The organism is Sutcliffiella tianshenii, from assembly GCF_016908565.1.
In the GTDB taxonomy this organism is placed as follows: domain Bacteria; phylum Bacillota; class Bacilli; order Bacillales; family Bacillaceae_I; genus Sutcliffiella_A; species Sutcliffiella_A tianshenii.
Genome location: NZ_JAFBED010000002.1, coordinates 639,617 through 664,999 on the forward strand (window position 1 = coordinate 639,617; position 25,383 = coordinate 664,999).

At 43.9% G+C, this 25,383-nt stretch carries 28 protein-coding genes; 1 reads left to right on the plus strand and 27 read right to left on the minus strand.

Features of this window, described 5'->3' with window-relative positions:
• Nucleotides 1-15 precede the first annotated feature (15 nt).
• The 26 genes from hisC to JOC95_RS06910 all read right to left on the minus strand — a co-directional run bounded on the left by hisC (nt 16) and on the right by JOC95_RS06910 (nt 23,985).
• Nucleotides 16-1,110: a histidinol-phosphate transaminase gene (gene hisC / locus JOC95_RS06785; RefSeq protein ID WP_204414611.1), complete on the minus strand. Its 1,095-nt coding sequence runs from the start codon at nt 1,108-1,110 to the stop codon at nt 16-18.
• Between the two features lie 9 nt (nt 1,111-1,119).
• Nucleotides 1,120-1,920, minus strand: coding sequence for a tryptophan synthase subunit alpha (gene trpA, locus JOC95_RS06790; RefSeq protein WP_239582764.1), 801 nt, complete (start codon nt 1,918-1,920; stop codon nt 1,120-1,122).
• Nucleotides 1,913-3,136, minus strand: a complete 1,224-nt coding sequence (gene trpB, locus JOC95_RS06795) for a tryptophan synthase subunit beta (RefSeq protein ID WP_204414614.1) — start codon at nt 3,134-3,136, stop codon at nt 1,913-1,915. The genes trpA and trpB overlap by 8 nt, the downstream gene beginning before the upstream one ends.
• Nucleotides 3,117-3,773: a phosphoribosylanthranilate isomerase gene (locus JOC95_RS06800; protein ID WP_204414615.1), complete on the minus strand. Its 657-nt coding sequence runs from the start codon at nt 3,771-3,773 to the stop codon at nt 3,117-3,119. Before JOC95_RS06800 ends, trpB begins: the two co-directional genes overlap by 20 nt.
• Nucleotides 3,766-4,530: an indole-3-glycerol phosphate synthase TrpC gene (trpC, locus tag JOC95_RS06805; protein ID WP_204414616.1), complete on the minus strand. Its 765-nt coding sequence runs from the start codon at nt 4,528-4,530 to the stop codon at nt 3,766-3,768. Before trpC ends, JOC95_RS06800 begins: the two co-directional genes overlap by 8 nt.
• Nucleotides 4,520-5,545: an anthranilate phosphoribosyltransferase gene (trpD, locus tag JOC95_RS06810; protein WP_204414617.1), complete on the minus strand. Its 1,026-nt coding sequence runs from the start codon at nt 5,543-5,545 to the stop codon at nt 4,520-4,522. The genes trpC and trpD overlap by 11 nt, the downstream gene beginning before the upstream one ends.
• Nucleotides 5,538-7,049 (minus strand): anthranilate synthase component I, encoded by a 1,512-nt coding sequence (gene trpE / locus JOC95_RS06815; RefSeq protein ID WP_239582765.1) that lies wholly within the window; start codon nt 7,047-7,049, stop codon nt 5,538-5,540. Before trpE ends, trpD begins: the two co-directional genes overlap by 8 nt.
• A gap of 352 nt (nt 7,050-7,401) precedes the next feature.
• The gene (gene aroH, locus JOC95_RS06820; protein ID WP_204414619.1) at nt 7,402-7,767 is read right to left on the minus strand and encodes a chorismate mutase; all 366 of its coding nucleotides are present in this window, start codon (nt 7,765-7,767) and stop codon (nt 7,402-7,404) included.
• Between the two features lie 14 nt (nt 7,768-7,781).
• Nucleotides 7,782-8,876, minus strand: a complete 1,095-nt coding sequence (aroB, locus tag JOC95_RS06825; protein ID WP_239582724.1) for a 3-dehydroquinate synthase — start codon at nt 8,874-8,876, stop codon at nt 7,782-7,784.
• The gene (gene aroC / locus JOC95_RS06830; RefSeq protein WP_204414622.1) at nt 8,860-10,032 is read right to left on the minus strand and encodes a chorismate synthase; all 1,173 of its coding nucleotides are present in this window, start codon (nt 10,030-10,032) and stop codon (nt 8,860-8,862) included. The genes aroB and aroC overlap by 17 nt, the downstream gene beginning before the upstream one ends.
• A 548-nt stretch (nt 10,033-10,580) precedes the next feature.
• Nucleotides 10,581-11,366 (minus strand): CheR family methyltransferase, encoded by a 786-nt coding sequence (locus JOC95_RS06835; protein ID WP_204414623.1) that lies wholly within the window; start codon nt 11,364-11,366, stop codon nt 10,581-10,583.
• A 159-nt stretch (nt 11,367-11,525) separates the two neighbouring features.
• Nucleotides 11,526-11,972 (minus strand): nucleoside-diphosphate kinase, encoded by a 447-nt coding sequence (gene ndk, locus JOC95_RS06840; RefSeq protein WP_204414624.1) that lies wholly within the window; start codon nt 11,970-11,972, stop codon nt 11,526-11,528.
• Nucleotides 11,973-12,081: 109 nt separating this feature from the next.
• Nucleotides 12,082-13,044, minus strand: coding sequence for a heptaprenyl diphosphate synthase component II (hepT, locus tag JOC95_RS06845; protein ID WP_204414626.1), 963 nt, complete (start codon nt 13,042-13,044; stop codon nt 12,082-12,084).
• Nucleotides 13,045-13,062: 18 nt separating this feature from the next.
• On the minus strand, nt 13,063-13,776 hold the full coding sequence (locus JOC95_RS06850; RefSeq protein WP_204414628.1) for a demethylmenaquinone methyltransferase: 714 nt from the start codon (nt 13,774-13,776) through the stop codon (nt 13,063-13,065).
• A gap of 3 nt (nt 13,777-13,779) precedes the next feature.
• Complete coding sequence (locus JOC95_RS06855) at nt 13,780-14,610, minus strand: heptaprenyl diphosphate synthase component 1 (protein WP_204414630.1); 831 nt, start codon at nt 14,608-14,610, stop codon at nt 13,780-13,782.
• A 323-nt stretch (nt 14,611-14,933) separates the two neighbouring features.
• The gene (mtrB, locus tag JOC95_RS06860; RefSeq protein WP_204414631.1) at nt 14,934-15,155 is read right to left on the minus strand and encodes a trp RNA-binding attenuation protein MtrB; all 222 of its coding nucleotides are present in this window, start codon (nt 15,153-15,155) and stop codon (nt 14,934-14,936) included.
• Nucleotides 15,156-15,196: 41 nt separating this feature from the next.
• A complete protein-coding gene (gene folE, locus JOC95_RS06865; protein ID WP_204414633.1) occupies nt 15,197-15,763 on the minus strand; it encodes a GTP cyclohydrolase I FolE in 567 nt (188 codons plus the stop codon).
• 136 nt (nt 15,764-15,899) lie between these two features.
• Nucleotides 15,900-16,172, minus strand: a complete 273-nt coding sequence (gene hbs / locus JOC95_RS06870) for a non-specific DNA-binding protein Hbs (RefSeq protein ID WP_010193643.1) — start codon at nt 16,170-16,172, stop codon at nt 15,900-15,902.
• Between the two features lie 358 nt (nt 16,173-16,530).
• Complete coding sequence (gene spoIVA, locus JOC95_RS06875) at nt 16,531-18,009, minus strand: stage IV sporulation protein A (RefSeq protein WP_204414634.1); 1,479 nt, start codon at nt 18,007-18,009, stop codon at nt 16,531-16,533.
• Between the two features lie 233 nt (nt 18,010-18,242).
• A complete protein-coding gene (locus JOC95_RS06880; protein ID WP_204414635.1) occupies nt 18,243-18,980 on the minus strand; it encodes a hypothetical protein in 738 nt (245 codons plus the stop codon).
• A 35-nt stretch (nt 18,981-19,015) separates the two neighbouring features.
• Complete coding sequence (locus JOC95_RS06885) at nt 19,016-19,231, minus strand: DUF2768 domain-containing protein (protein WP_204414636.1); 216 nt, start codon at nt 19,229-19,231, stop codon at nt 19,016-19,018.
• A 465-nt stretch (nt 19,232-19,696) separates the two neighbouring features.
• Nucleotides 19,697-20,737 (minus strand): NAD(P)H-dependent glycerol-3-phosphate dehydrogenase, encoded by a 1,041-nt coding sequence (locus JOC95_RS06890; RefSeq protein ID WP_204414637.1) that lies wholly within the window; start codon nt 20,735-20,737, stop codon nt 19,697-19,699.
• An 18-nt stretch (nt 20,738-20,755) separates the two neighbouring features.
• Entirely contained in the window at nt 20,756-22,066 is a 1,311-nt protein-coding gene (gene der / locus JOC95_RS06895; RefSeq protein WP_204414638.1) for a ribosome biogenesis GTPase Der, read from the minus strand.
• Between the two features lie 245 nt (nt 22,067-22,311).
• Entirely contained in the window at nt 22,312-22,497 is a 186-nt protein-coding gene (locus JOC95_RS06900) for a capping complex subunit for YIEGIA (RefSeq protein ID WP_204414640.1), read from the minus strand.
• A gap of 1 nt (nt 22,498) precedes the next feature.
• Nucleotides 22,499-23,383: a YIEGIA family protein gene (locus JOC95_RS06905; protein WP_204414641.1), complete on the minus strand. Its 885-nt coding sequence runs from the start codon at nt 23,381-23,383 to the stop codon at nt 22,499-22,501.
• Complete coding sequence (locus JOC95_RS06910; protein WP_204414642.1) at nt 23,380-23,985, minus strand: YphA family membrane protein; 606 nt, start codon at nt 23,983-23,985, stop codon at nt 23,380-23,382. Before JOC95_RS06910 ends, JOC95_RS06905 begins: the two co-directional genes overlap by 4 nt.
• A 140-nt stretch (nt 23,986-24,125) precedes the next feature.
• Between JOC95_RS06910 and JOC95_RS06915 the strand changes: the two genes are divergently transcribed.
• Nucleotides 24,126-24,257, plus strand: coding sequence for a YpzI family protein (locus JOC95_RS06915; protein ID WP_204414643.1), 132 nt, complete (start codon nt 24,126-24,128; stop codon nt 24,255-24,257).
• A 67-nt stretch (nt 24,258-24,324) separates the two neighbouring features.
• On the opposite strand, the gene fni is transcribed toward JOC95_RS06915, so the two are convergent.
• On the minus strand, nt 24,325-25,374 hold the full coding sequence (gene fni / locus JOC95_RS06920) for a type 2 isopentenyl-diphosphate Delta-isomerase (RefSeq protein ID WP_204414644.1): 1,050 nt from the start codon (nt 25,372-25,374) through the stop codon (nt 24,325-24,327).
• Nucleotides 25,375-25,383 lie beyond the last annotated feature (9 nt).

A 25,383-nucleotide genomic window follows, 5' to 3' on the forward strand; every position in this document is an offset into this window, starting at 1 on the left:
GAAGGTTCCTCTCTATTAGATGGCTTGCTTCATTTTATATTCTTTTAAATGCGAGATGATTTCCCTGTTCTGCTCCTCTGTTCCGATCGTGATGCGCAAACAGCCCGGATAGCCCAATGCATTTCCAGACCGGACAATATAGCCCTTTGTGAGCAGATAATGGAAAAGCACATCCGAATCCGCTTCAAAATCAATCAGAATGAAGTTTCCTTCAGAGGGATAGTATGCTAGCCTCATTTCCCTGCAGAAAGAATAGAACTGTTCCAAGCCCTGTTTATTTTTTTCTACACAATCTTTGATGAATGACTGATCCTGTATTCCGGCAGTGGCAGCAACCTGTGCAAGGGAGTTCGTGTTAAATGGTTCCCTTGCCGGCTCGAGCTGTCTGATGAGCTCTTTATTTGCCACTCCATATCCGATCCTGAAACTCGCGAGTCCATATGCCTTGGAAAATGTCCTTGTCACCAGCAGATTCTGATACTCTTTCAAAAGATTCAACGTTTCAGGGTAGTCCTCTGCCGTCACATATTCCTTATAGGCTTCATCGACCACAATCAGGCAGGACTTTGGCACTCTTTGAATAAAAGTTAGCAAGCTTTCTTCATTAATATAAGTACCTGTTGGATTGTTGGGGCTGCAAAGCCATACAATGGCCGTATTTTCATCAATCTGCTTCAGCATTTCTTCTAGTTGGTGATGGCCATCCTTGATGACTACTTCCCTGACTTCCGCACCCTCAATGACGGCATTATGCTTATACTGGGGAAAGGTCGGTGTCGCCATCACGGTGTTCTTTCCACTGTGCAAAAGGGCTCGGCAAATGATTTGGATGACTTCATCCGAGCCATTTCCGAAGATCAACTCTTCCTCTGCGACCGACAGATGTGCCGCAAGCGTTTCTCTCAATTGGCGGGCATAGCCGTCCGGATAGGTGGCTGCTTTGCCTAACTGATCCATTATCGCTTCCTTTACATTTGTCGAACAGCCGAAGGGGTTCTCATTTGATGCAAGCTTCACTATTTTGTCCAGTCCCAATTCCCTTTTCACTTCATCCATCGGCTTTCCTGGCTGATAAGGGGTCAAAGATAGTAGTTGTTTTTTTATGTCCATCACTAACAATCACCTTTCTGCTAAAAGCGGAGAAATAAGTTCATTTATTTGCTGTTTTAGTTCATCTAGTGTTTTTTCTTCATCAATTTTAAAATCTGCTTCAAGGTTTTCTATCATCTGAATCAAGGCGCTTCCGACAACAAAGCCGTCGCAGTGGTCCTTCAAGGCCTCGATCTGCTTGCTGCTTGAAATTCCGAATCCTACTGCAGCGGGAACGGCACTCAGCTCTCTTACCTCTTCCAAAAAGGAATGGAGCCTCTCGGAAAAACCATTCCTGACACCAGTAACCCCAAGCGAAGAAATACAGTAGAGAAAGCCTTCTGCAGCCTTCGATATGGCTTCTACCCTCTTCTTGGAGGTTGGTGCCACCAAGCTGATGAAAGTAAGCCCATTATCCTTGCATGATTGTCTGATAGCCACACTTTCTTCAAATGGGATGTCTGGTATGAGCAGGCCGTCTATCTGATTTTCCTTCGCTAAAGCGAAAAAGGATTCTTCCCCTAATTGTAACACAGGATTATAGTACGTAAAGAGGATAATCGGTATTTTCAGTCCTCTCTTTCTCATTTCCCCAGCCAATCCCATCGCCTTCCTGATGGTCATTTTTTGCTCAAGCGCACGCTTGGACGCACGCTGTATGACAGGTCCGTCCGCCAAAGGATCGGAATATGGTACACCGAGCTCCAGTACAGAAGCACCGGCTTCTTCAAGTAACAATGCCAGCTTGATTGTCAGCTCAGGGGTTGGATCCCCTGCCATGATGAACGGAATAAATAGTTTCTCATGCTTTGGCAGACGCTCCTTATACATTGTGGTCATGATTTTCGCCCTCCATTCGCTTCATCAGTGTTCCTACATCCTTATCCCCTCTGCCGGATAAACACACAAGGATCGTTTCACCCACAGACATTTTTTCTGCCTCTTCAAAAGCGATGGCAAGCGCATGTGCTGATTCGATCGCTGGAATGATGCCCTCTTCCTTGGCCAAAAGATCAAGGGCCAGCAATGCCTCATCATCTGTCACACTTTTGTATTCTACCTGCTTTGTTTCTTTAAGATACGCATGCTCGGGACCGATACCCGGATAATCCAAACCGGCGGAAATGGAGTACGGTTCTGTGATTTGGCCATTTTCATCCTGAAGCAGATAGGTTAGTGATCCATGGATGACTCCTTTAGTTCCTTTTGAAAGCGTTGCTGCATGCAGCGGTGTATCAATCCCCATACCTGCCGCCTCCACTCCGATGAGCTTGACATCATCCTCCATGAATGGCGCAAACATGCCGATCGCATTGGAGCCTCCCCCTACACAAGCAATCACTTTATCCGGCAGGCACCCTTCCCTTTCAATAAACTGGCGTCTTGCTTCTTCCCCAATCACTTTCTGGAACTCCCTCACCATATATGGGTAGGGATGAGGGCCGACAACAGACCCGATCATGTAAAAATGGTCCTCACAATGCTGCACCCAGTAACGAATAGCTTCATTGGTCGCATCTTTCAGGGTCCGGTTTCCACTTGTAGCCGGAATCACCTCGGCACCAAGCAGTTTCATCCGGAACACATTGAGCGATTGCCGCTTAATGTCTTCCTCTCCCATGAAAACCTTGCACTCCAACCCGAACTTTGCCGCCACGGTCGCGGCTGCCACCCCATGTTGGCCCGCTCCCGTCTCTGCGATGATTTTTTTCTTCCCTAAGCGTTTTGCCAGGAGTGCCTGACCGATTGCATTATTGATTTTATGGGCACCAGTATGATTCAGGTCTTCCCTTTTCAAATAGATTTTTGCTCCGCCGAGTCTATCGCTAAGGTTCCCTGCTAGAGTCAGCGTGGTCGGCCTGCCTGAGTATTCCTTTAAGTAATAATGATACTCTTGCAGGAATCTCTCATCTTGGAGCGCCTCCTGCAACCCGCTTTCCAATTCCTCAAGGGGAACCATCAAGGTCTCAGGTACATATTTGCCTCCGAATTCTCCAAATCTTCCGAAGCTGTCCGGGGTACTTGTTCTAGTTTCTGATTGTGCCATACTTTTTCACCCTTTTCTCGATTGCTTGAATTTTTTTACTGTCTTTTATAAAATTGCGTTCTATTCCGCTTGATATGTCTATTCCATCAGGATGATAGCTTAATAGTTCAGGCAGATTACCTTCATTTATACCTCCTGCAATAAAACACCTTTTATTTAACGATTTCGCCATATTTATATAATCGGGAAGGAAACTCCAGTCGAAGCATTTCCCTGTCCCTCCATACTGAGTTCCCACTTTTTTATCTATCACAAAGCCATCGACAAACTCCTGATAGACTTCAAGATTTCGAAGGCTTCCTTCATTTTCATGATGGATGGCCTTCCAGATCCCCACATTTGCTTTGGAGACTAGGGATTGAATGTATTGCGGGTTTTCATTTCCATGCAATTGAACTACGTCCAGTCCAACCTTATCCACCGCATACAGAATTTCTTCCAAGGATTGATTGACAAAAACACCTACTAAACTTTTGGAAGATGTACATTTTCCAATCCAGGATGATACCTCTTCAACCCTTACCTGCCTTTTGCTTTTGGCAAACACAAAGCCCAGATAATCAGCTTCTGACCTGTTGGTAACCTGATAATCCTGCAGCGTTTTATTGCCGCAATATTTAATCAGTACATTAGGCATGCTCCAGTTCCCCGAATAAACGTCTGACACCGATGCTAGGGGAGATATCCTTCATGAATGCCTCGCCTACAAGTACTGCTTTCGCACCGTAACTGCTGACCATTGTTAAATCCTCATGGGTCAGGATGCCGCTTTCGCTGACCAATAGCGTGGAGCTGGGAATATAGCTTGCCAGCTTCCTTGTCGACTCTATATCTGTTTCAAAAGTTTTCAGGTTCCGGTTGTTCACGCCTATGATTGCAGGTGTGAAGGTTTGAAGAAGCTGCGATAATCGTTCCAGGGAATGTACCTCCACCAGTACATCCAGTCCTGATTCGACGGCTTCTTGATAAAGTTGAAATAGCTTTTCATCTGTCAGGATCTCCGCTATCAAAAGGATGGCATCCGCTCCGATCCTGGCGCTCTCCTGCACCTGAAGCGAATCAATGATGAAGTCCTTTCGCAGAACCGGCAGATTTGTCGTTTCTTTCACCATCATCAGATCGTGCTTCGATCCTTTGAAATATTGCTGATCGGTCAGGACCGAAATAGCATCCACCCCGACCTTTTCATAATGGGCTCCAATATCTATCGGGGCAAAGCTCTCCTTTAATATTCCTTTTGATGGTGAAGCCTTTTTCATTTCCGCAATCAAGCCGACCGTGCGATTGGGGTTTTGGAGAGCCTCATAAAAAGAATGCTTTCTTACCAATACTTTTGGAGGAAGAGTCAGTGCACTTACCTCTTTTCTTTTCGTCTCCACAATTTTAGTTAACATGTTCACTTACCCCTTCCTTTTGCAGGTCCAAAAGCATTTGATAGGCAGTTTTTGACTCAATGAGATGTACGGCATGATGTACACCATCCTCCAAGGATTCACAGATACCTGATACATAAAGGGCCGCACCTGCGTTCAATGCCACAATATCCTTCGCACTATCAGAAGCTTTGTTTTGGAAAATCTGTCTGATCAGCTGTGCACTTTGCAGGCTGGTCGTCACTTGTATATCCTTCAGTTCTCCTCTTTTCATCCCAAAATCCTCAGGAGCGATCGTATAGGAAGAAATATTGCCGTCCTTGACTTCCACCACTTTCGTTTGACCTGTAATGGTGATTTCATCCAGACCATCACTTCCTGCGACAATCAAAACATGCTTTGATCCTAAATGATTCAATACCTCTGCCATCTTTTGTGCATACTCACTGGAAAATACCCCGATCACCTGCTGCCTGCACCGTACTGGATTGGCTAAAGGACCAAGCAAATTGAAAATGGTGCGGAAGCCTATTTCCTTTCTTGGTGCAACTGCATGCTTCATCGCTTCATGGTAGATAGGAGCAAAAAGAAAACTCATCCCTTTCATTTGCAAGGTATCCTTCGCTTCCTGCAGTGACTGATGAACAGGCAGTTGAAGCTGTTCCAGCACATCTGCACTGCCGCTCAGGGAAGAGACCGCCCTGTTACCATGCTTCGCCACTTTTGCCCCTCCGCTTGCTGCAACAATTGCAGAAGCAGTGCTGATATTAAAGGTGGAGGCGCCATCTCCTCCTGTCCCACATGTATCTATCAGATGAGGATGTTCATATGGAATCTCCTTCATATGCAGCCTCATTGCTTTGGTGAATCCGATCATCTCCTCGACCGTTTCCCCGCGAAAGCGGAGGATGGAGATGAAGCTTGCTATCTGACTGGATGTTGCCTCCCCCTTCATCATCAGATCCATGGCTTTTTCTGCCTCGTTGACGGAAAGCTTCTGTCCATTGATAAGTGAGGAAAGGTAATGCTTAAACATGGTAAGACCCCCCTGTCTCTTTTTTGAACAGCTTGTTGGCTAGTTGAACGGTTTCAATAAGTGCGGACGCTTTGTTTCTCGTTTCTTCCCATTCCAGCTCCGGAACTGAATCAGCCACGATACCAGCGCCTGCCTGGACAAAGAAAGTATCATTTTTCTTTTGAATTGTCCGGATTGTGATGCATGAATCCACATTGCCATCAAAGCCTATATAGCAGATGGCACCAGCATACGTGTTTCTTTGAGTGGACTCGAGCTCCTGCAAGATCTGCATCGCCCTCACCTTAGGTGCACCCGATACCGTTCCTGCCGGAAATGAAGCGAGCAGCGCCTCTACCGGTGTAAAGTTAGGGGAAAGCTCACCTCTGACAACACTGATCAGATGCATCACCCTTGAGAAATATACAAGCTCCTTTATCTTTGGGGTATGAACTGATCCATATTTCGCAACGCGTCCGATATCATTTCTCGCCAGGTCCACCAGCATGAAATGCTCCGCCTGTTCCTTCTCATCGTGCATGAGATCCTCTGCAAGCTGCCTATCGTGATCGAGGTCACCACCTCGTTTTCTCGTCCCGGCAATCGGATGGATTTCCAATTGATTATCCTGGATTTGAATAAGCCGTTCAGGTGAACTTCCTATCAGCTCCATATCCTCATATTTCAAATAGAACAGATAGGGTGATGGATTTTGCTTCCTTAGCACCCTGTATACGTCAAAACCATCCAGGTCCGCTTCCATTTCGAATCGCTGGGATAATACACATTGAAAGATATCTCCGGCGGAAATGTAATCTTTTATCCGGTCCACATGTTTCAGAAAATCTTTTTTTGTATAATTGGATCCTACGTCCAAAGGATCGGCTTCCGGCTTGGATTCAAGAAGATTATCCCGGCTCTCCTTTTTTCTAATTCGAGTGGCACAGGCAAGGAGGCTTCGCTTGGCTTGTTCATACTTGATAATTAACTCTTTTTCTGTCTCGTTGCCTTGCAGTCGTACATAGTGAATAAAATGAATTTCATTCTGCTTATGGTCGATGACAATGATTGTTTCACAGTATAGGAGATGGACCGTATCCTCCCCCTTATAGGCATGATGCATCGGGACCTTATCAAGTGATGATATGAAATCATAGCTTAAATAGCCGACAGCACCACCTGTGAACCCAAGGCTCTTTTCTACCTTTTTCACTTGCAATCTTTCATAGGCAAACTCTACAACATCTTTCAGGCTATTGGCTGAATAAAGGATGCTGTTCTGATCTTCCAAAGTAATGACTGAATCGTTCCCTTTGATTTTCATAAAAGGGTTTAGTCCGATAAAGGAATATCGGGACCAATCGGAATTTGGCTCCTTGCTCTCCAGAAGGTAAACAGCCTCTTCCTTCAGTGACTGAAATACAGAGACAGGTGTGATTGTGTCTCCAAAAAATGTTTCAATAATGGGAATGGTTTTGTGAAGTCTAGCCGCATTTAAAAAATCGGCAAACTCATTTGTGTGCATCATTTTCTCCTCCATCTTAGAAATGGAGAATGAGCTTTATTAGAGGTGAAACCTGAATGAGGAAAAATTAAAAACCCAAAGACGAGGATAGTCTTTGGGTAGATAGAATACAGTACATTCTAACCTCAGCTAAACTCAACTCATTCTCAGCTATTCTCATCTCAACTCGTCTACTAATCTGTGCCGGCTACAAGCCTTGGCTGCTATTGGCCATTGATGCCCGTCTAAGGCTTCAATGCCACTCACTTACTTTCTTGCTCTCGTCTCTTACTTACTATACTAGGCTCTGAAAACTCTAACAATTTGTTTCCTTGGTAGTACTATATGATAGATCTTTCCTGATTGTCAACCATCAGCTCTTGGATAGATCGGGTCTTAGGCTTTGTGCCGCATAGAGATAGATGTGATTCACATCTTTTTGTGCAACCTCTGTATTCACGGTCATCATCACCCTTATACAGGAAGGCAAAGAGTCCGGTACGGCAATCTCCTTTGTGCACATGACCGGAACATAATCCCAGCCGTCAAGATTACGCAGCGCTTTTGCAGGGAAACAAGCGGTGATATCATTCGTGACAGAAATCAATACTTGTGCCACATCTTCGGCCACTATTGCGTTGGCGTCAATCATTTTTAACAAAAGCTCTTCTGTCCTTTGGATAATTTCCTTTTCAGTGTTCTGGTTGATGGTGGTTGCTCCCCGTACTCCTCTAATCACGTAATTCCCCCTTTTTAATAGAACGATGCTAATTTTTTTATGATTACATCATCAGGTACCGATTCAAGCAGGACCTTTCCCACTTCTTGCATCAATACCATATGTATATGACCTGATTTAGACTTTTTATCTTTTTTCATCCAATTTAAAATGTCTTCTGGATGGATACCGGGTTTGATCTTGCTTGGAAAACCGAATTTTTTCCAAAGCGTGCGCAATTCTTTCGACAGGTCAAGTGAAGGTACAAGTTCTTCACTCAGCTCCGTTGCAAAAAGCATGCCGAGGGCCACACCGTCCCCGTGGGAAATTCCCCCATATCCGTAGGCTGCCTCCAGTGCATGTCCAAGTGTATGTCCATAATTAAGGATCGCCCTTAACCCTTGTTCTGTTTCATCCGAAGAAACAACTTCTGCCTTTGTTTGAATGCCTTTTTCAATACAATACATCAAGCGTTCCTCATCAAGCGCTTCAAGGGACGGGATATTTTCCTTGATCCACTCGTAAAACCCCTTATCCCAAATAAGTGCATGCTTCACTACTTCAGCAAAGCCTGAGCGCAATTCCCCCTCAGGCAAGGTACTTATAAAGCTAGTATCGTATAGGACCGCTTCAGGCTGATAGAAGGCGCCGATCATATTTTTTCCAAGCGGATGATTGATGGCCACTTTTCCGCCTACCGCACTATCATGCGCCAATAGGGTTGTCGGAATCTGGATGAACTTGATTCCCCTCATAAAGGTTGAGGCTACAAACCCTGCGATATCCCCGACGACCCCACCACCCAATGCTATCACAACAGAATTTCGATCCAAGCCTTTTTCAAGCGCAAAGGATTGAATTTCATAATAGTTCTGGAAGGACTTGGAGCCTTCCCCATTTGGCAGTATGAAATGGTGAACGGTGCATGACTGATCTATGGCTGCTTCAATTTTATCGAGATATAGCTTGGCTACAACGTCATCAGTGATGATGAGGATGGTTTTAGGTGCCTTATTGAAGGTTTTTAAAACTTCCGGAAGCATCTCGGAGGCCCCTGGCCCTATATGCACCGAATACTCCTTCGATTCTGTTTTGACCTTCACTTCACTCAGCTTAGAATTCTGCTGCATGCTCTCTCATCCTTTGGACATTTTCCTTGATCAACTCTAATCTGTCCTGCCCAAACTGCTCGACCAAAGCAGACGCAACCTCCCAGGCCACCACAGCCTCCGCTACGACACTCGCTGCCGGTACCGCGCAGCTGTCAGAGCGCTCAATGCTCGCTTGGAACGGCTCTTTCGAATCAATATCTACACTTTGAAGCGGTTTATATAAAGTAGGGATCGGCTTCATCACTCCACGTACCACAATCGGCATCCCAGTTGTCATTCCGCCTTCAAAGCCGCCTAGATTATTGGACAATCTGTAATAGCCCTGCTCCTTGCTCCAGGCGATTTCATCATGAACCTGGCTGCCCGGCAAGCGTGCCGCTTCAAAACCTACGCCAAACTCCACACCTTTGAAAGCATTGATACTCATGATGGCTGCTGCAAGTTTTCCATCCAGCTTACGGTCATAATGGACATAGCTGCCAACACCAGATGGCATCCCTTCCACGATAACTTCTACCACACCACCGATCGAATCCCCGTTCTGCTTGGCAGTATCGATGGCATCCATCATTTCCTGCTCGACATTTTTATCGAAACAGCGAACTGGAGATGCTTCCGTTACATCTTTTAGCACCTGAAGGCTTTGGATGGGGCTGGGGTTTGCCTTTACTCCGCCAATTTCCGTAACATGTCCGGCAACCGTAATTCCCAGTTCCGATAGAAACTTCCTTGCTACCGCCCCTGCCGCGACACGTACAGTGGTTTCCCTCGCACTGGAACGTTCCAGAACATTCCGCATGTCACGATGACCGTACTTGATTGCTCCGTTCAGATCGGCATGGCCGGGTCTGGGCCGTGTAATTTTACGCTTTACCTCTTCCTGATCCTCCTCGGAAATAGGTTCTATCCCCATTATCTTCGTCCAATGCTTCCAATCGTTATTTTCCACAACAAGCGTAATCGGAGATCCTAATGTATATCCGTGACGGACCCCGCTAAAAATTTCCACGGTATCCTTTTCAATTTGCATCCTTCTGCCACGTCCATGCCCCTTCTGCCTTCTCGCCAGGTCTTCATTGATGTCTTCCGCTGTCAATGGAAGCCCAGCCGGAATTCCTTCAAGAATGGTTGTGAGCTGTGGTCCGTGTGATTCTCCTGCAGTCAAATATCTCATCGTTTCAGCATCTCCTTTATCCCTTTAAAGCTTTTAAGCATCTAAGTGTTAATAATTTATGTAATACTATACCATAAGTTTAGCCTAGAGTGGTATAAAAAAAAAAGCAAGTATGAATATACCGGTAAACAGATCCTTATGATGACCGATCCTTTGGGTCACTCTTCTGGTTTTCCCTTTTTAATTTTATCCTTAATAGTGTTTCTAACGACCTTTTCTTTACTTCCTTCCTTGGATTTTGGTCTTTAGAACTCTTCTATTGGCCTTTTCTCCCTTTCCCTCTTGGGATTTAGTCCATTAGAACGCTCCTATTGGCCTTTTTACCTTCCAATCTTGGGATTTAGTCCATTAGAACGCTTCTAATGGACTTTTCTCTCTTCCCTTCTTGGAATTTTGGCCATTAGAACGCTGCTAATGACCTTTTTACCACTCACGGCACACGTTTTTGGTCTTTGGAAATTTTCTAATCACTTACAATTATGTTTCTGCCCCAACAATCTTCCCCGCTACCACATCAAAAAAAGAACCCATCCACCCGGACAGATTCCTCAAATCTTCTTATAAAAAAACGTATCCACCACTTCAAATCCATATTGGGCAGGCTGAAAAATCTGTTCGGTGCTGCCAACGAATAGGATGCCGCCTTTTTTCAGTGCATCACTGAACTTATGATACAGTTGCGCTTTGGCCTCTTCTGTAAAATAGATCAGGACATTACGGCAAACGATCAAGTCGTGATTTGCATCAAATGGGTCTGCAAGCAGGTTCTGCTTCTTGAACGTAACCGTTTGCTTGATTTCGTCCTTCACTTTATAGAAGTTTCCGTCTTTCATGAAAAAGCGCTTTTTCATCTCTTCAGGGACCTCCTGCAAGGATCTCTCCTGATAGGTTGCAAGCTTTGCCCTCGCAATGGCATTCTCATCAATATCTGTGGCATTTATCTTAATCCGGGCCATCGGTAGGAATTTAGAAATCAGCATTGCCAAGGTATATGGCTCTTCCCCTGTGGAGCATGCGGCACTCCATACCTTTAATTGTTTTTCCCTATCAAGCATCGGAGTCAGAATCGTTTTCTCAAGTATCTCCCAACGCTTATGATTCCTATAAAACTCGGAAACATTTATGGTCATTCTATCAAGAAATTCGAACAGGTCATCCTGATTTCTATCAAGCTGCCTGTAATACTCCAGAAAGCTTGAATAACCCTTCTTCTCGTAAAGAGAAGTCAACCTTCGTTTCATTTGGGCTTCTTTATATAATGAAAGATCGATTCCTGTCTTTTGTTTAATGTTTACTATAAACGTTCCATAGTCATCCCTTATCAAACCTGTCATCTACTTTCTATCTCTAATAATTATAATATATAAGTACTATCGGATGGAGTAAGGCAAATTTTGAATCTTGCAGAAAAAAAGCCTCAAAATCATGTAATTCAACACGATTTTGAGGCTTTTTGGGAATGTTTCATCTGTTGGTTAAGCGTTTACAAAAAATCAATAAACCCAGTTGTTTGCGTCTTTATTGTATTCTACTAAACCTTCACCTTTGAAGAAAAGACCGATTTCGCGTTCTGCACTTTCAGGAGAATCAGAACCGTGAATGATGTTCTTTCCTACTGTTGCAGCATATTCACCGCGGATTGTTCCTGGAGCCGAATCTTTAGGGTTTGTCGCACCCATCATTTGACGAGCAGTAGCAATCACGTTATCTCCTTGCCATACCATTGCAAATACAGGACCAGAAGTGATGAAGTCCACCAATTCCCCAAAGAAAGGACGCTCTTTATGTTCGCCATAATGCTCTTCTGCCAATTCAGTAGGGATCTGCATTAATTTTGCTCCAACTAATTGGAATCCCTTTTTTTCGAAACGAGAAACGATTTCCCCAATAAGGTTACGTTGTACACCATCAGGTTTTACCATTAAGAATGTTTTTTCCATAATAATTTCTCCACCCCATCAAAGAATATGTAAGGTTAGGAAAAGCCCTAACCTACAAAAATATATCATGGTTCTGTTAGTAACGCAACTCAAAAAATGGGGAATTGTCTTAATATTTCCGTTTTCCGATAAATTTTGCCACATTGTTGAAGGTCCGCTTTGCAATTCCGTTCGGAAGTTTTTCCAGCTCTTTGAAAGCTTTATTCAAATAACGATCACTAAGCTGAAACGATCTCTCGATGGCATCAGAATTTTTTATGGAATCGATGATGCCCTGAATTTCCTCTTTCGTGCTGTTTTCGTGGATCTCCCTGATCTTATGATTCAGCTCGAAATCTTCCATTGCATACAGGACCGGCAATGTGATGTTACCCTGCCAGAGATCCCCTCCAGCAGGTTTACCCAATTGCTCTTCCGTACCTGTGAAGTCAAGTATATCGTCTGTGATTTGAAAAGACATCCCGACATAGTACCCGAACCAGAACAGGCTTTTATGTATGTTTGAAGGAGCATTCGCAGAAACGGCACCAAGTTGACAGCTGGCAGCGATAAGGAGTGCAGTTTTTCGTTTGATTCTACGGAGATAGACACGCAGATTCTGGTCATAATTATACTTGTCGCGAATCTGCTCGATTTCGCCTTTACTCAGCTCAACAATGGTATTGGAGAGAATCTGATGGGCTTCGATATTATTCACCATTGTCATCAATTCCAGAGATCTTGCAAATATATAATCTCCCGTATACATGGCAATCCTGTTATCCCACTTGGCCTTGATGGTCGGTTTTCCGCGTCTCAGTTCGGCATCGTCAATCACGTCATCATGAACAAGCGAGGCCATATGTATCAGTTCCAATGCAACCGCTACGTATTTGATTTTATGGATGTCATACTGACCGAACTTCCCGGCTAAAAGGACAAACACAGGTCTGATCCTTTTGCCGCCCGCCTGCAGTAAATGAAGGGATGCTTCCTGAAGCAGGGCGCGTTCCGACTGAATTGTGTCTTCGAGTTCATTCTCAATTATTTGCAAATCGCTATTTAAAAAGGAATACATCATCTTTAATTTCATGTAGGTCACCTTTACAAACTATTTTCTAGGTTTAACTCCTAAATGCATGGCAGCAACTCCACCAGTATAAGCCTTCACTTGTACAGGCTGGAAACCTACTTTTTCATACATTGCTTTCAATTCCTTCATCCCGGGGAAATCCTTTGCAGATTCATGAAGCCAAGCATATTCATTATAGCTTTTTGCAAAGATCTTACCAAGCATCGGCATGACATATTGGAAGTATAGGAAATACATTTGACGGAATCCGATCAGAGTCGGCTGGGAGGTCTCAAGACACACCACTTTTCCTCCGGGCTTCACCACACGGTACATTTCCTTCAGCACTTGAAAATAATCCGGTACATTCCTCAGGCCAAAGCCGATCGTTACATAATCAAAGCTGTTATCGTCAAAAGGGAGTGACATAGCATTCCCATGGATCAGTTCAATGTTTTGAAGGGGGAGGTTCTTCACTTTTTCTTTTCCGATTGACAGCATGTTCTCACTGAAATCCAATCCGATTACCTTCCCGCTTCTTCCAACAGCCTCTGCCATGGAAATGGTCCAGTCCCCCGTACCGCAACAGACATCCAAGGCAGTTGCACCTTTTTGTACGTCCATCCTTTTCATCGTATCTTTGCGCCAAGCTACATGACGCTGGAAGCTGATGACGGAATTCATCTTGTCGTAGTTTTTATATATCTTTTCAAAGACTCCATGCACTCTTTCCTCTTTTGATGGATGCTGCATTGTTTACCCTTCTTCCGCATACTTTTTTGTCGAAAACGGAGTCTCATAAAACAACTCCTGGATCCGGTTTTTTAAAAGGAGGTTCAAATCCGGAATGGATCCCGCCAGTTGGTCGATCGTTTTCTTTACATGATCGATATAACGGTCTATCAGATAAAGCATATATGTTTCCTGTTCTTTCGAAGTATCCGATCTTTCAAGCTGACTTTTTGAAAAAGCGATTCTCTTCATCGTATCAAATAAGTGGGATGACTTTTCCACACAGTACTTTTTACGTTCTGCGATTAAGCGCTTTAATAAAAGGAAATTGACACTCAATTCCTTGAACATTGCATCGGAAAAACACTGGGAAACGGATTGAATGAGGGATGACTCAATTTTCGCGAGACTATCCATTAACATTTCCATTCCATCAAACTCTTTTTGATAATAGGCAATTTTATGTTCATTGATTTGTTTAATTGAGCTGGCAAGGAGTTTGATCATGGTGATATCGTCCACTTTGGCTAGCAGTTGATAATGAAGGCCGCTGTAATAGTCCCCTGCCAATACAGTGAGCTGCCTGTTTTTGGCGGTATCCGTTTCTAAGTGGTCCATTTTTGCATTCGTTACCAAGTCATGGGTATCAAGGGCAATTTGCACCAGCATGGTGGAAAGGATGTATTTCTCCTTTTTCTCTACTGGTAATGGGATGGATTCCAAGGCCGTATAGAGGAGCAGAAGCTTATCCTCATCTATGACGGGATATTCTATATGTTTCGATAAGTATGGATGTGTAATCAATTTATGTAACTGCTCTTTAATATCTGATATATGTAATTGAATATTACTCACTAAAGACCACCCTTGTTCCCTTTTCTTACGAGTAAGAAAAAATTAACTTATGCAGTTGAATAGCCGCTTGCTTTTCAGTTAATGTGGAGCAAGCTGTATCACGCAATATTCAACTTACACTTCCTTTGAATAGACAAAGCTAATTATAGCACATTAGTGAGGCATAATGTCGATAATGAACTATCTTTCTTATAGTTTAACCTGTTTTATAAACTCAAAACGTATACTTGGTTTCAGATCCAAAAATAGAAGAAAAGCAGAAAGATAATTTTCTTCTGCTCTAGGCTTCTATTAACTAGGCAATGCGCCTTCTGTTCTGCTTATTATTCTGTGTCCATTTCTCCATGAGAGGATTGGATGAGTGCTTTCCCCCTGATTTTTATTGCAGAGGTATGCTCGGTGAATTGCGCGATCATCACTTCACCTTTGTCGAGTTTTTCTGAATGGTGAAAACGTGTGTCCGTACCCCTTGTAAGTCCTATGACGCTTACACCATCTTCTTTTGCTTTGATGACGATAAAATCATTTGGATGTGTCTGGCTCATTTAAACCCTCCTCATTATCTTTTTACATTAGGATATTCTTCTTACCCTTTAATGAAGGACAGAACTTCCGCTCTTGCAGCGGCATCCTTTTCCAGCACTCCACGTACCGCTGAAGTGATGGTCAGGGCACCAGGTTTTTTTACGCCTCGCATCGTCATGCACATATGCTCAGCCTCTACCACTACCATCACACCATGCGGATCAAGAGATTCGACGATGCTGTCGGCAATTGTCGACGTGATGCGCTCTTGCAGCTGCGGACGTTTTGCAACCGCCTCGACCGCCCTTGCAAGCTTGCTAAGCCCAGTCACTTTCCCGCCCTTTGGAATATAGGCTACATGCGCTTTACCGAAGAAAGGCACGAGGTGATGCTCACACATCGAGAAGAAGGAGATATCTTTTACAAGGACCAGTTCTTCATGGGCTTCGCCAAAAACCGTTTTAAAGTGTTCTTTCGGATCCTCATTCAGGCCTGAGAAAACCTCCGTATACATTTTCGCTACACGTTTTGGCGTGTCCAGCAGGCCTTCACGATTTGGATCTTCTCCGATAGCTTCCAGTATAAGACGAACTGCTTGTTCAATTTGTGCTGTATTTACTTGTGTCATTTCTTTTATCCTCCCACTTATCATACAAATAGCTGTAATGTGATTCTAGCATAAGCTTTTTTATAAAAGCAAAAAGAAAGAGGCGCAAACACATGCGCCTCTTACTGATGACAATCATTTGATATGTAGCTGTTAATTATTTAACAGCATCTTTTAAAGCTTTACCAGGTTTGAAAGCTGGTACTTTGCTAGCAGCGATTTCGATCTCTTCCCCAGTTTGTGGGTTACGACCTTTACGCGCAGCGCGCTCACGTACTTCAAAGTTACCAAAACCGATTAGTTGAACTTTGTCACCGTTTTTAAGTGCGTCTAAAATTGTATCGAAAACAGCATCAACTGCTTTAGTAGCGTCCTTTTTGGAAAGTTCACTTGCTTCAGCAACTGCATTGATCAAATCTGTCTTGTTCATGCCATTCACCTCCTCCCAAAGGGAGTTTAATCACTATAATAGACCAAGATGCTGATTAGGTCTAGTAAAAGCCTAGTACTAACATTTCTTCACAGTTTTTAATCATTCTATACATCTTTAAGCTGTAAATCTTGTAACAAGGCTTATATTACCCCATTAATCACTAGATTTCAACAAATTTCTCATAAAAAAGCGATTTTTATAGGAATTATTCGCCAATTAAGAGAAGATTTTCTGTTAGTAGATTAACACATGAAAATGCACTAGGCAAGGGATTTCCTATACAAAAAACAAAAACAGCTCCCCATTTGTGTAACTTACCACGCTTTGGGAGCTGCTAAACCTATTCGACATGATTTTATAGAATTATCGCGATCAAACCACCTGAGCCTTCATTGATGATTCGTTCGAGCGTTTCTTTAAGTTTATACCTTGCATTTTCTGGCATCAACGAGATCTTCGCATGAATTCCTTCGCGGACAATGGAGCTAAGGGAACGGCCGAAGATATCTGAATTCCAGATGGAAAGCGGGTCATCCTCAAAGTCCTGCATGAGGTAACGCACAAGCTCTTCACTCTGTTTCTCCGTACCGATGATCGGAGCAAACTCTGACTCCACATCCACCTTGATCATATGGATGGATGGGGCCACCGCTTTAAGCCTTACACCAAAGCGCGAACCTTGACGGATGATTTCCGGCTCCTCGAGGCTCATATCGCTCAAGGCTGGAGATGCTATCCCATATCCGGTTTGCTTTACCATTCTCAAAGCGTCGGACACTTGGTCGTATTCCGCTTTTGCGAAGGCAAAGTCTTGCATCAGTTGCAGAAGGTGATCCTTCCCTCTGATCTCGACACCCACTACCTCTTTTAATATGTGGTCATATAAGTCATCCGGTGCATACAGGTCGATCTCCGCAATCCCCTGACCCATTTCGATGCCTGCAAGACCGGCACGATCAATGAACTCATATTCGCTGAATTGGCCGACAACCCGGTCCACATCACGCAGACGTCTTATATCTTTGACTGTATCCTTTACAGCTTCCTGGTAGCTTTCACGCAGCCAATGGTTCTCTTTCAGTACCATCACCCAGCTTGGAAGATTGACGTTCACTTCAAGTACCGGGAACTCGAATAGTGCTTCCCGCAGGACATTGAATACATCCGACTCCCTCATACTCTCCACACTCATGGCGATGACCGGGATATCATATTTCTCGCAGAGTTCCCTTTTTAACGCTTCCGTTTCAGGATGGTGCGGCTGAACGGTATTGATGACCATGATGAATGGCTTACCGACCTCTTTCAGCTCTTCCACCACACGCTCCTCGGCTTCGATGTAATCTCTGCGCGGGATTTCTCCGATACTGCCATCTGTCGCGATGACAACACCGATAGTGGAATGCTCCTGAATTACCTTTCTTGTGCCGATCTCAGCCGCTTCATGGAACGGAATCGGCTCCTCATACCATGGAGTGTTGATCATCCTTGGGCCATTTTCGTCTTCATACCCTTTTGCACCAGGTACCGTATAACCTACGCAATCAACCAGACGAATATTTACATCAAGGCCTTCATCCACCCTCACCTTTACCGCCTGGTTAGGTACGAACTTAGGCTCTGTTGTCATGATTGTCTTTCCTGCTGCACTTTGCGGAAGCTCATCCTGTGCGCGAGCTTTATCCGACTCATTACCGATATTCGGCAGAACCACTAACTCCATGAACCTTTTGATGAACGTTGATTTCCCTGTACGAACAGCGCCTACGACCCCTAAATATATATCGCCGCCAGTCCGTTCAGCGATATCTTTGAAAATATCTACTTTTTCCAAGTGATTCCCTCCCGACATTTATCTTGGGATATTCATTTTCTAGTAAGAATAGAATCTATGACACTATATGTGTATGATGTTGTCCTAATTAAATATGACTACTTTTAGAAAATTAAATCCCTCTCACCTTTATTTTTATCAAAAAATTGTCAGCTATGATTTAGCGAAGGGTATTGTGCCTGGAAAAACAAAAACCCTTCTTTAGAATGTATTCTCTAAAAAAGGGTTCATGACTATTTATTATCGGAATTTGCAATCACGGGCTCTTTATTTTCATCCAATGTATATGGCAGGGAGAATGCAGGGACAAAAACGGAATTGTCGACCAATATCTCCCTGATATCCTCGCCCTCTTTGATATCATTCTCATGCTTTTGCAGGAAATCATACAGATCCATGGAGTAATCTACCTTGATTTCTCCATTTTCGTCTAAAATGAAGGGCAGGTTTTTACCTGAATAAGGACTTTCGGCATGCGGCTCCTCAGAGTACCCGAGCTTGTCCCAGTCCACACGGAATGCTTTGTCATTGATTACTTCCTTAACCGGCGCATACCCGCCATTCGAGCTTTTATATACGGAAATACGCATATTCAGGTCACGGATCTGTTCGCTTATTCTGAGGTCTATCAGTTTCACAGTCGGATTCTCCTCGACATCGACCAATACGTAGAGGTACACCCCCCCGGCTTCATAAGCTGTACCGGGTGGCTCCTGCATATATTTTGGAGACAGTTTGTTGAAATCTATCGGATATTTCTGGTAGATTGGTGTATCCATGTCCCTGTCCCTTATCGGAAGGAGCCCACCGCTTGCCTCACGATATTGATTGACCGCAGATTGCACCGCTTCCAGCTGATCCTGATAAGGGACCTGATTCTGCGTCAGTCTGTCCTGAGGATACAAGCAACCTGTCAGCAGCATCATCATTGCTGTCATTCCCACTAGGAGGAAGAACTTATTTATCGGCATAAACTTTCCACCTTTATCACTGATTTCCATTTCTTTTACATTAAGGCACTTTCAGGTACCGGACCACTGAACACGACATAAAAGATGATAAGTCCGGCAACGGCAATCAGCAAAAATGCAATTGTATTCAAAATCATCCTGATCACGTTATTTTTAACTTTAAATTTAGTGAAATATACGGTAAGTACGGATATGACCATAAAGCCCATCGCAACAAACGAAATCCACATTTTCATCAATGCAGGTGACATTCTCATCTCTCCTTTTCCGTCAAAAATTATACCATAATATAAACATGAAAAAAACTCCAATTACGGCCCCTACTCTGCTTGTCCAAGCCAACGGGTCACAAAACGGACAAAAAATCATCGGGGACAGTCCCGTCCCTCTTATAAGGCACTTCGGAAACGGGACCTGTCCCCATAAAAAAAGCTGAAGTAAAAGGGGCCGTTTTACTTCAGCAAACATGTAATAGACTAAATAATCCAATCCCACAGCTCAACCAGTGATATCCTCATTCACATCATATGCGGCGCCATGCAAACATGCATCGCCAAATGCCTATTTATCGCAAATAAAGCATGTAAAAATTATGGATTAGTATGGATTTACGAAAGCACCCTCCCATCAATTCTTCTTTATACATTATGCAGGGAGCCCAATTGGGTGTTCATTTTCAAAAAAATATCTTCCATAACAAAAAAAGCTTCCCTTCTTTAAGAAGAGAAGCGATCCCCAAGCAATTGGGAAAGATCATCAAGCTCGGTTGTTTTATTACGGCTCATCAATTCGTCCACCGCATCTTTCGGATCCACGTTATCAAACAGCACATGGTATAGAGCGGATGTGAGCGGCATTTTCACCTGCAGCTTCTGGGAGAGCTGGTAGGCCGCTTTGGTCGTACGGACCCCCTCGACTACCATTCCCATGTTTTCAAGCACTTCATCAAGCTTCATGCCCTTGCCAAGCATGTTTCCTGCACGCCAGTTACGGCTGTGCACACTTGTACATGTGACAATCAAGTCTCCCATACCGGTCAGACCGAGAAAAGTAAGCGGATTTGCACCCAGACAGCTTCCCAGGCGTGCGATTTCGGCAAGCCCTCTCGTAATGAGCGCAGCTTTGGCGTTATCACCATAGCCAAGACCATCGGTGATCCCGGCAGCAAGAGCTATGATATTTTTCAATGAACCACCAATCTCCACTCCTACTACATCTGTATTGGTATAGACGCGGAAGTGTTGGTTGATGAAGAGATCCTGCACCTTTTCAGCCGCTTCCAAATTGGAGGATGCAGCTGTCACGGTGGTGGGCTGCCTTAAGCTCACTTCTTCTGCATGACTCGGTCCTGAGAGCACAACGACCGCTTCCCTCACTGTGGCAGGAAGCTCTTCTTCGATGACCTCGGACACCCGCAGATGGGTATCAGGCTCGATGCCTTTGCTCACATGCACAAATAGGTGAGGGGTGCTCAGGTATTGCTTGACCTGCTGACAGACCTCCCTCATTGCTTTTGTCGGCACGGCCAAAACAATGGCATCAACACCTGTTACGGCTTTCTCCATCGAAGTATAGCCTACGATCCCTTCTGACAAGGTAATATTTTTTAAATATTTTTTGTTTGTATGGGTGGTGTTGATCTCATCGATCTGTTCCTTCTTATGACCCCAGAGTCGTACTTCATGGTCATTATCCGCCAACACCATCGCAAGCGCTGTTCCCCAGCTTCCAGCACCTAGAACTGCTACCTTTTTCACGAACTCACTCCCTCTCCATTACTTACGTGGACGTGCAATAAGCTTAATAGGGGTTCCTTCAAATCCGAACGCATCCCGGATACGGTTTTCGAGGAAACGTTTGTAAGAGAAATGCATCAATTCGGGTTCATTCACAAAAATGACAAAAGTAGGCGGCTTGATTGCCACTTGAGTCGCATAGTAGATTTTCAATCTTTGTCCTTTATCTGTAGGAGTAGGATTCATCGCAACAGCATCGGTGATGACATCATTCAATACAGTCGTGACGACGCGCATCGCATGATTTTCACTCGCCATATCAATTTTCGGGATCAATGTATGCACGCGTTTTTTCGTCTTAGCCGACAGGAATACAATCGGGGCATAGTCAAGGAATAAGAAGTGATCTCTTATTTTCTGCTCGAATTCCTTCATTGTCTTATCATCTTTTTCTACTGCATCCCACTTGTTCACGACAATCACGATGGCACGGCCAGCTTCATGGGCATAGCCTGCAATTTTCTTATCCTGCTCGATGATACCTTCTTCACCGTCTATTACAACCAAAACTACATCAGAGCGCTCAATTGCACGTAAGGCACGAAGTACACTATACTTTTCGGTTGTCTCATATACTTTACCTTTTTTTCTCATACCCGCAGTATCGATGATGACATATTCCTTGCCATCATACTTGTAAGGTGTATCAATGGCATCCCGGGTAGTACCTGCGATATTGCTTACTATCACACGCTCTTCGCCAAGCAGTGCGTTCACAAGGGAAGACTTACCGACATTCGGGCGCCCGATAAGGGAGAACTTGATGGTATCATCATCATATTCCTCTTCTTGCTTGTTAGGGAAATTGGCGATCACCAAATCCAATAGATCACCAAGACCCAATCCATGCGAGCCGGAAATAGGGATCGGTTCTCCGAAGCCCAGGGCGTAAAAATCATACAAAGTGTCTCTCATATCAGGATTATCCACTTTGTTCACAGCTACAACAACAGGCTTTTTGGAGCGGTAGAGTATTTTTGCCACTTCTTCATCGGCAGTTGTCAATCCTTCACGGCCATTGGTCATGAAGATGATGACATCCGCCTCATCAATGGCGATTTCCGCCTGTTCACGGATCTGAGTCATAAATGGTGCATCACTGATTTCGATTCCACCAGTATCAATTAAATTAAAGTGTTGGTTCAACCATTCTCCTGAGCTATAGATACGGTCTCTTGTAACACCAGGAATATCTTCTACAATGGAGATTCTTTCTCCTACAATACGATTAAATATGGTCGACTTCCCGACATTCGGTCTTCCGACTATCGCAACGGTTGGTTTTGGCATCTTGACCACCCTCCCAATTTTCTAAATATTTATGTAAAAATTCTCTATCAAGTTGATGAAGAAACTCTACTTTTCGTTTTCTTTACTTCATAGTCTTTACCTAATCTGTAAAAAGATAAGACTAAATTATACAAGCATGAATAAAAGAAACCCTCCAAATTCCGGAAGGGTCTAACTAGAATAGTTTAACATTATTGCTTCCAATAAGGAAGTCTGACTTTTTCCCCATCCTGCTTCAAGAGGTACTAATGCTTCACAATGATATAAAGCTCCTCACCCAATCCATGCGCGATACCATCAAGGATTGCTTCCAGGTTTGCGGCAACAAACTCCATTTCCTCTTTTGTATCACATGTGAAAATAGGTGCACCACCAGCTATTTTGGCCGGGTTCGTAGTAATGACCGCTAAAATATACTTTTCCATTTCCATGTTATTTTACCTTCTCTTTGATTTTTTCCGTCGGCATCCTGATTGCATTCTCCAAAGTCGGAACCTGTCCCAGTATGGACAATGCTATTTCAAGGTCCTGTTCCTGTGGCAGCACAAAAACCCCTACACGCCCATCATTAAGGTCCCGTTTGGCGAGAGGCACCAAAGCAGGTGTCCCGGAATCACGGTACACTCCCAGAGCGGTCGACATATCATGCAGGATTGCCTGTCTTTGTCCAAGATTGGCAATGGTGCTTCTTGCATTGAAATTTTTGGGTGTCAGGATAAATCCCATTCCATACTGAAGGACTTCTTTCTGTCTTTCAGGCAAACCAATATTCATGATATATATGTTATCCACATATAGCCCTGCATCCTTGAAATGAGGTTTAACGTATTCTATTTCGACAATGTCCTTGATCTGTCCCCCTGTCATCAGGCGGTGGGAAATGAGCATAGCACCTATGCCCACCAGAAGCCCGACCCAAAAATTTGCTACAAGATAAGCCAAAGTAGCCAAAAAAGAAGTGATGATCACCAAATAATTTCTTCCTTCAAAAGCGATAGCAATACCCTCTATGTACGTGCTGCCCCTTGGTACCAGCTCATAGCCATCCAGTTCCGTCAGTGTGTTCCTCTCCATATTGCGCACATCACGAAACTGAGAAGCAGCCAGCGCAAGGAATGTGATGGCTGCAAACTCCTCTTCCATGATCGCAGGAACGGCAATCGTACCCAGCCCCGCTGCAATGAATGCAAGTGAGAGGTGAATCACCTTTCCATGCAAGTAAGTGGGATACTGCCTATAGTCCGTTTTCAGCATATAGATCCTCGTGGCAAGTCCGATTATTACCCCGAAGAGAATCGGGTAAGTGTATTCGTTCATCCTTGTTTCTCCTTTACGCGCTTTTGTATGAAGCCATCCAGGTAGACGGTGACCGTTTCAAAAAATACCCAGACCGACAATCCCGAAAGAGTCAGGGCATAAACATCAAGGAATTCAAAGGATCCGACTACCGAATAACGGAAGACTGAATGCAAAACAAAACTGCTGAGAAGCTCTCCCATCAGTAGTCCCGTTAAAAGGAATACGAATCTCTCGCTCTTTGATTTAAAAAGCATTAACCCAAGATACAGGAGAATGATGGAAAGCATCCAAGTCCTATCAAAAATGATCCAAACAGGATCATATATCTCAAAAAGTTTGAAGCAGACATAAGCAAGCGCCACAGTACATATCGAAAAATAGTGCAGTAATAGATTCTTCTTCAGGACGATGACAAGCAGGATGATTGCCGTAAAAGCAAGAACGATAAAAGAAAAGCTTATTTGAAACTCCATAATCGGAATAAATGTATTAGAGCCGATAATGATCAACAATAAAAGAACAGACACCATAAGCCTTTGTTTACTTTTTGAAAAAAAGAAGGTCACAATTATCCATCCGACCCAAGATAGAAAATAAAAATATAATCCTTCCACTGCCATGCTAGTTCCCTCCCATCATTTCATGATCACTTCATACATTATGGGTAAAAAAACAGAAAACTAGTCACAGTCCTTCGTATCTTTTTATAAAAGAAACAAACAATAAGATAGAAAATCAATTTTCTAAAGAGGTGATGAAAATGGGAAAAGATAGACAGGAGAAAAAATTGAAAGCCCAGAAGCGAACTGAATCAGACCGCGATCAATCCTTGAAGTATCCCGGCGCAACAAGCCTTGAGGGCCCTGAGGAAGCAAGAAAGCGGAATAAATAGTAAAAAAGCAGCGGCCCACGCGGGACCGCTGCTTTTATGTTATGGACTTTATTTGAAACGAAGATGATTAGCGATTACTATATATACTCGTATCCAAGCCACGCTGTGTCAGCCAGTGGAAGGTTTCACCCCGTAGAACCAATGGTACCCGCTGAAGGTCTTCAATAGAAGAAGCTCCCACAGCTGTCATGACCATTTTAAGATCATCATGTACCTGGGCTATCAAGTTACATAGCCCGTCATGACCTTCCTCCAAAAAAACACGTAGAAAATACCCTGCAATCCCAACAGCTGACGCCCCCAGTGCCATGCTTTTGGCAATATCAAGTGGACTTTGAATTCCTCCAGATCCGATGATCGTTGCTTCAGGTACGAAGCAGTTCACTTCTGCTATGGAAGAGGCAGTGGAAATTCCCCAGTCATCAAAGTACGAAAGTCGATAATCACGGCGTTCGTTCTCTATCTTAGAGAAGTTCGTACCCCCAAAACCTCCGACATCAATAATGGATACACCAGCATCTACAAGTTGTCTGGCCGCCTCCCGGCTCATGCCGAAACCCGTTTCTTTCACAATGATTGGCACGTCTATGGAAGAAGCTATTTTCTCCACTCTCTTAAGAGCCCCGGTAAAGTCCCGATCTCCTTCCGGCATCACCAATTCCTGTATCACATTCAGATGTATCTGCAATGCGTCTGCATCCAGCATATCTACAGCTTGCCTTGCCTGGTCAACCGAAGCTTCGCTGCCAAGATTGGCAAAGATGACGCCATCCGGATTTTCTTTTCGTACTATTTCATATGTTTCCCGTTCATTCCGGTCCTTTATGGCAGACATCTGGGAACCAACAGCCAAAGCCAACTTGCATTCCCTTGCAACCGCTGCAAGCCCCTTGTTGATTGTCAGGGTCTCCATTCCGCCCCCACCAGTCATTGCATTGATAAAAATAGGCGAACTTAAAGCAAGTTCGCCTATTTTTGTATTCAATTGAACAGATGACACACTGGAATTTGGCAAGCTTTGATGAACAAACATAACATCCTCGAAACCATGTTGTCTAAGTTGACCTGTTGATAAAGCATGTTTGATATGGTCCATTTTTCTCTTTGCTCTACTCACCGTCTATCA

Excerpts from the sequence above, each read along its gene's own strand:
- hisC (WP_204414611.1), bottom strand. The coding sequence starts at position 1,110 with ATGGACATAAAAAAACAACTACTATCTTTGACCCCTTATCAGCCAGGA.
- trpA (WP_239582764.1), bottom strand. The coding sequence starts at position 1,920 with ATGTATAAGGAGCGTCTGCCAAAGCATGAGAAACTATTTATTCCGTTC.
- trpB (WP_204414614.1), bottom strand. The coding sequence starts at position 3,136 with ATGGCACAATCAGAAACTAGAACAAGTACCCCGGACAGCTTCGGAAGA.
- JOC95_RS06800 (WP_204414615.1), bottom strand. The coding sequence starts at position 3,773 with ATGCCTAATGTACTGATTAAATATTGCGGCAATAAAACGCTGCAGGAT.
- trpC (WP_204414616.1), bottom strand. The coding sequence starts at position 4,530 with ATGTTAACTAAAATTGTGGAGACGAAAAGAAAAGAGGTAAGTGCACTG.
- trpD (WP_204414617.1), bottom strand. The coding sequence starts at position 5,545 with ATGTTTAAGCATTACCTTTCCTCACTTATCAATGGACAGAAGCTTTCC.
- trpE (WP_239582765.1), bottom strand. The coding sequence starts at position 7,049 with ATGCACACAAATGAGTTTGCCGATTTTTTAAATGCGGCTAGACTTCAC.
- aroB (WP_239582724.1), bottom strand. The coding sequence starts at position 8,876 with ATGCAGCAGAATTCTAAGCTGAGTGAAGTGAAGGTCAAAACAGAATCG.
- aroC (WP_204414622.1), bottom strand. The coding sequence starts at position 10,032 with ATGAGATATTTGACTGCAGGAGAATCACACGGACCACAGCTCACAACC.
- JOC95_RS06835 (WP_204414623.1), bottom strand. The coding sequence starts at position 11,366 with ATGACAGGTTTGATAAGGGATGACTATGGAACGTTTATAGTAAACATT.
- ndk (WP_204414624.1), bottom strand. The coding sequence starts at position 11,972 with ATGGAAAAAACATTCTTAATGGTAAAACCTGATGGTGTACAACGTAAC.
- hepT (WP_204414626.1), bottom strand. The coding sequence starts at position 13,044 with ATGAAATTAAAGATGATGTATTCCTTTTTAAATAGCGATTTGCAAATA.
- JOC95_RS06850 (WP_204414628.1), bottom strand. The coding sequence starts at position 13,776 with ATGCAGCATCCATCAAAAGAGGAAAGAGTGCATGGAGTCTTTGAAAAG.
- mtrB (WP_204414631.1), bottom strand. The coding sequence starts at position 15,155 with ATGAGCCAGACACATCCAAATGATTTTATCGTCATCAAAGCAAAAGAA.
- folE (WP_204414633.1), bottom strand. The coding sequence starts at position 15,763 with ATGACACAAGTAAATACAGCACAAATTGAACAAGCAGTTCGTCTTATA.
- hbs (WP_010193643.1), bottom strand. The coding sequence starts at position 16,172 with ATGAACAAGACAGATTTGATCAATGCAGTTGCTGAAGCAAGTGAACTT.
- JOC95_RS06880 (WP_204414635.1), bottom strand. The coding sequence starts at position 18,980 with ATGCCGATAAATAAGTTCTTCCTCCTAGTGGGAATGACAGCAATGATG.
- JOC95_RS06885 (WP_204414636.1), bottom strand. The coding sequence starts at position 19,231 with ATGTCACCTGCATTGATGAAAATGTGGATTTCGTTTGTTGCGATGGGC.
- der (WP_204414638.1), bottom strand. The coding sequence starts at position 22,066 with ATGCCAAAACCAACCGTTGCGATAGTCGGAAGACCGAATGTCGGGAAG.
- JOC95_RS06900 (WP_204414640.1), bottom strand. The coding sequence starts at position 22,497 with ATGGAAATGGAAAAGTATATTTTAGCGGTCATTACTACGAACCCGGCC.
- JOC95_RS06905 (WP_204414641.1), bottom strand. The coding sequence starts at position 23,383 with ATGAACGAATACACTTACCCGATTCTCTTCGGGGTAATAATCGGACTT.
- JOC95_RS06910 (WP_204414642.1), bottom strand. The coding sequence starts at position 23,985 with ATGGCAGTGGAAGGATTATATTTTTATTTTCTATCTTGGGTCGGATGG.
- JOC95_RS06915 (WP_204414643.1), top strand. The coding sequence starts at position 24,126 with ATGGGAAAAGATAGACAGGAGAAAAAATTGAAAGCCCAGAAGCGAACT.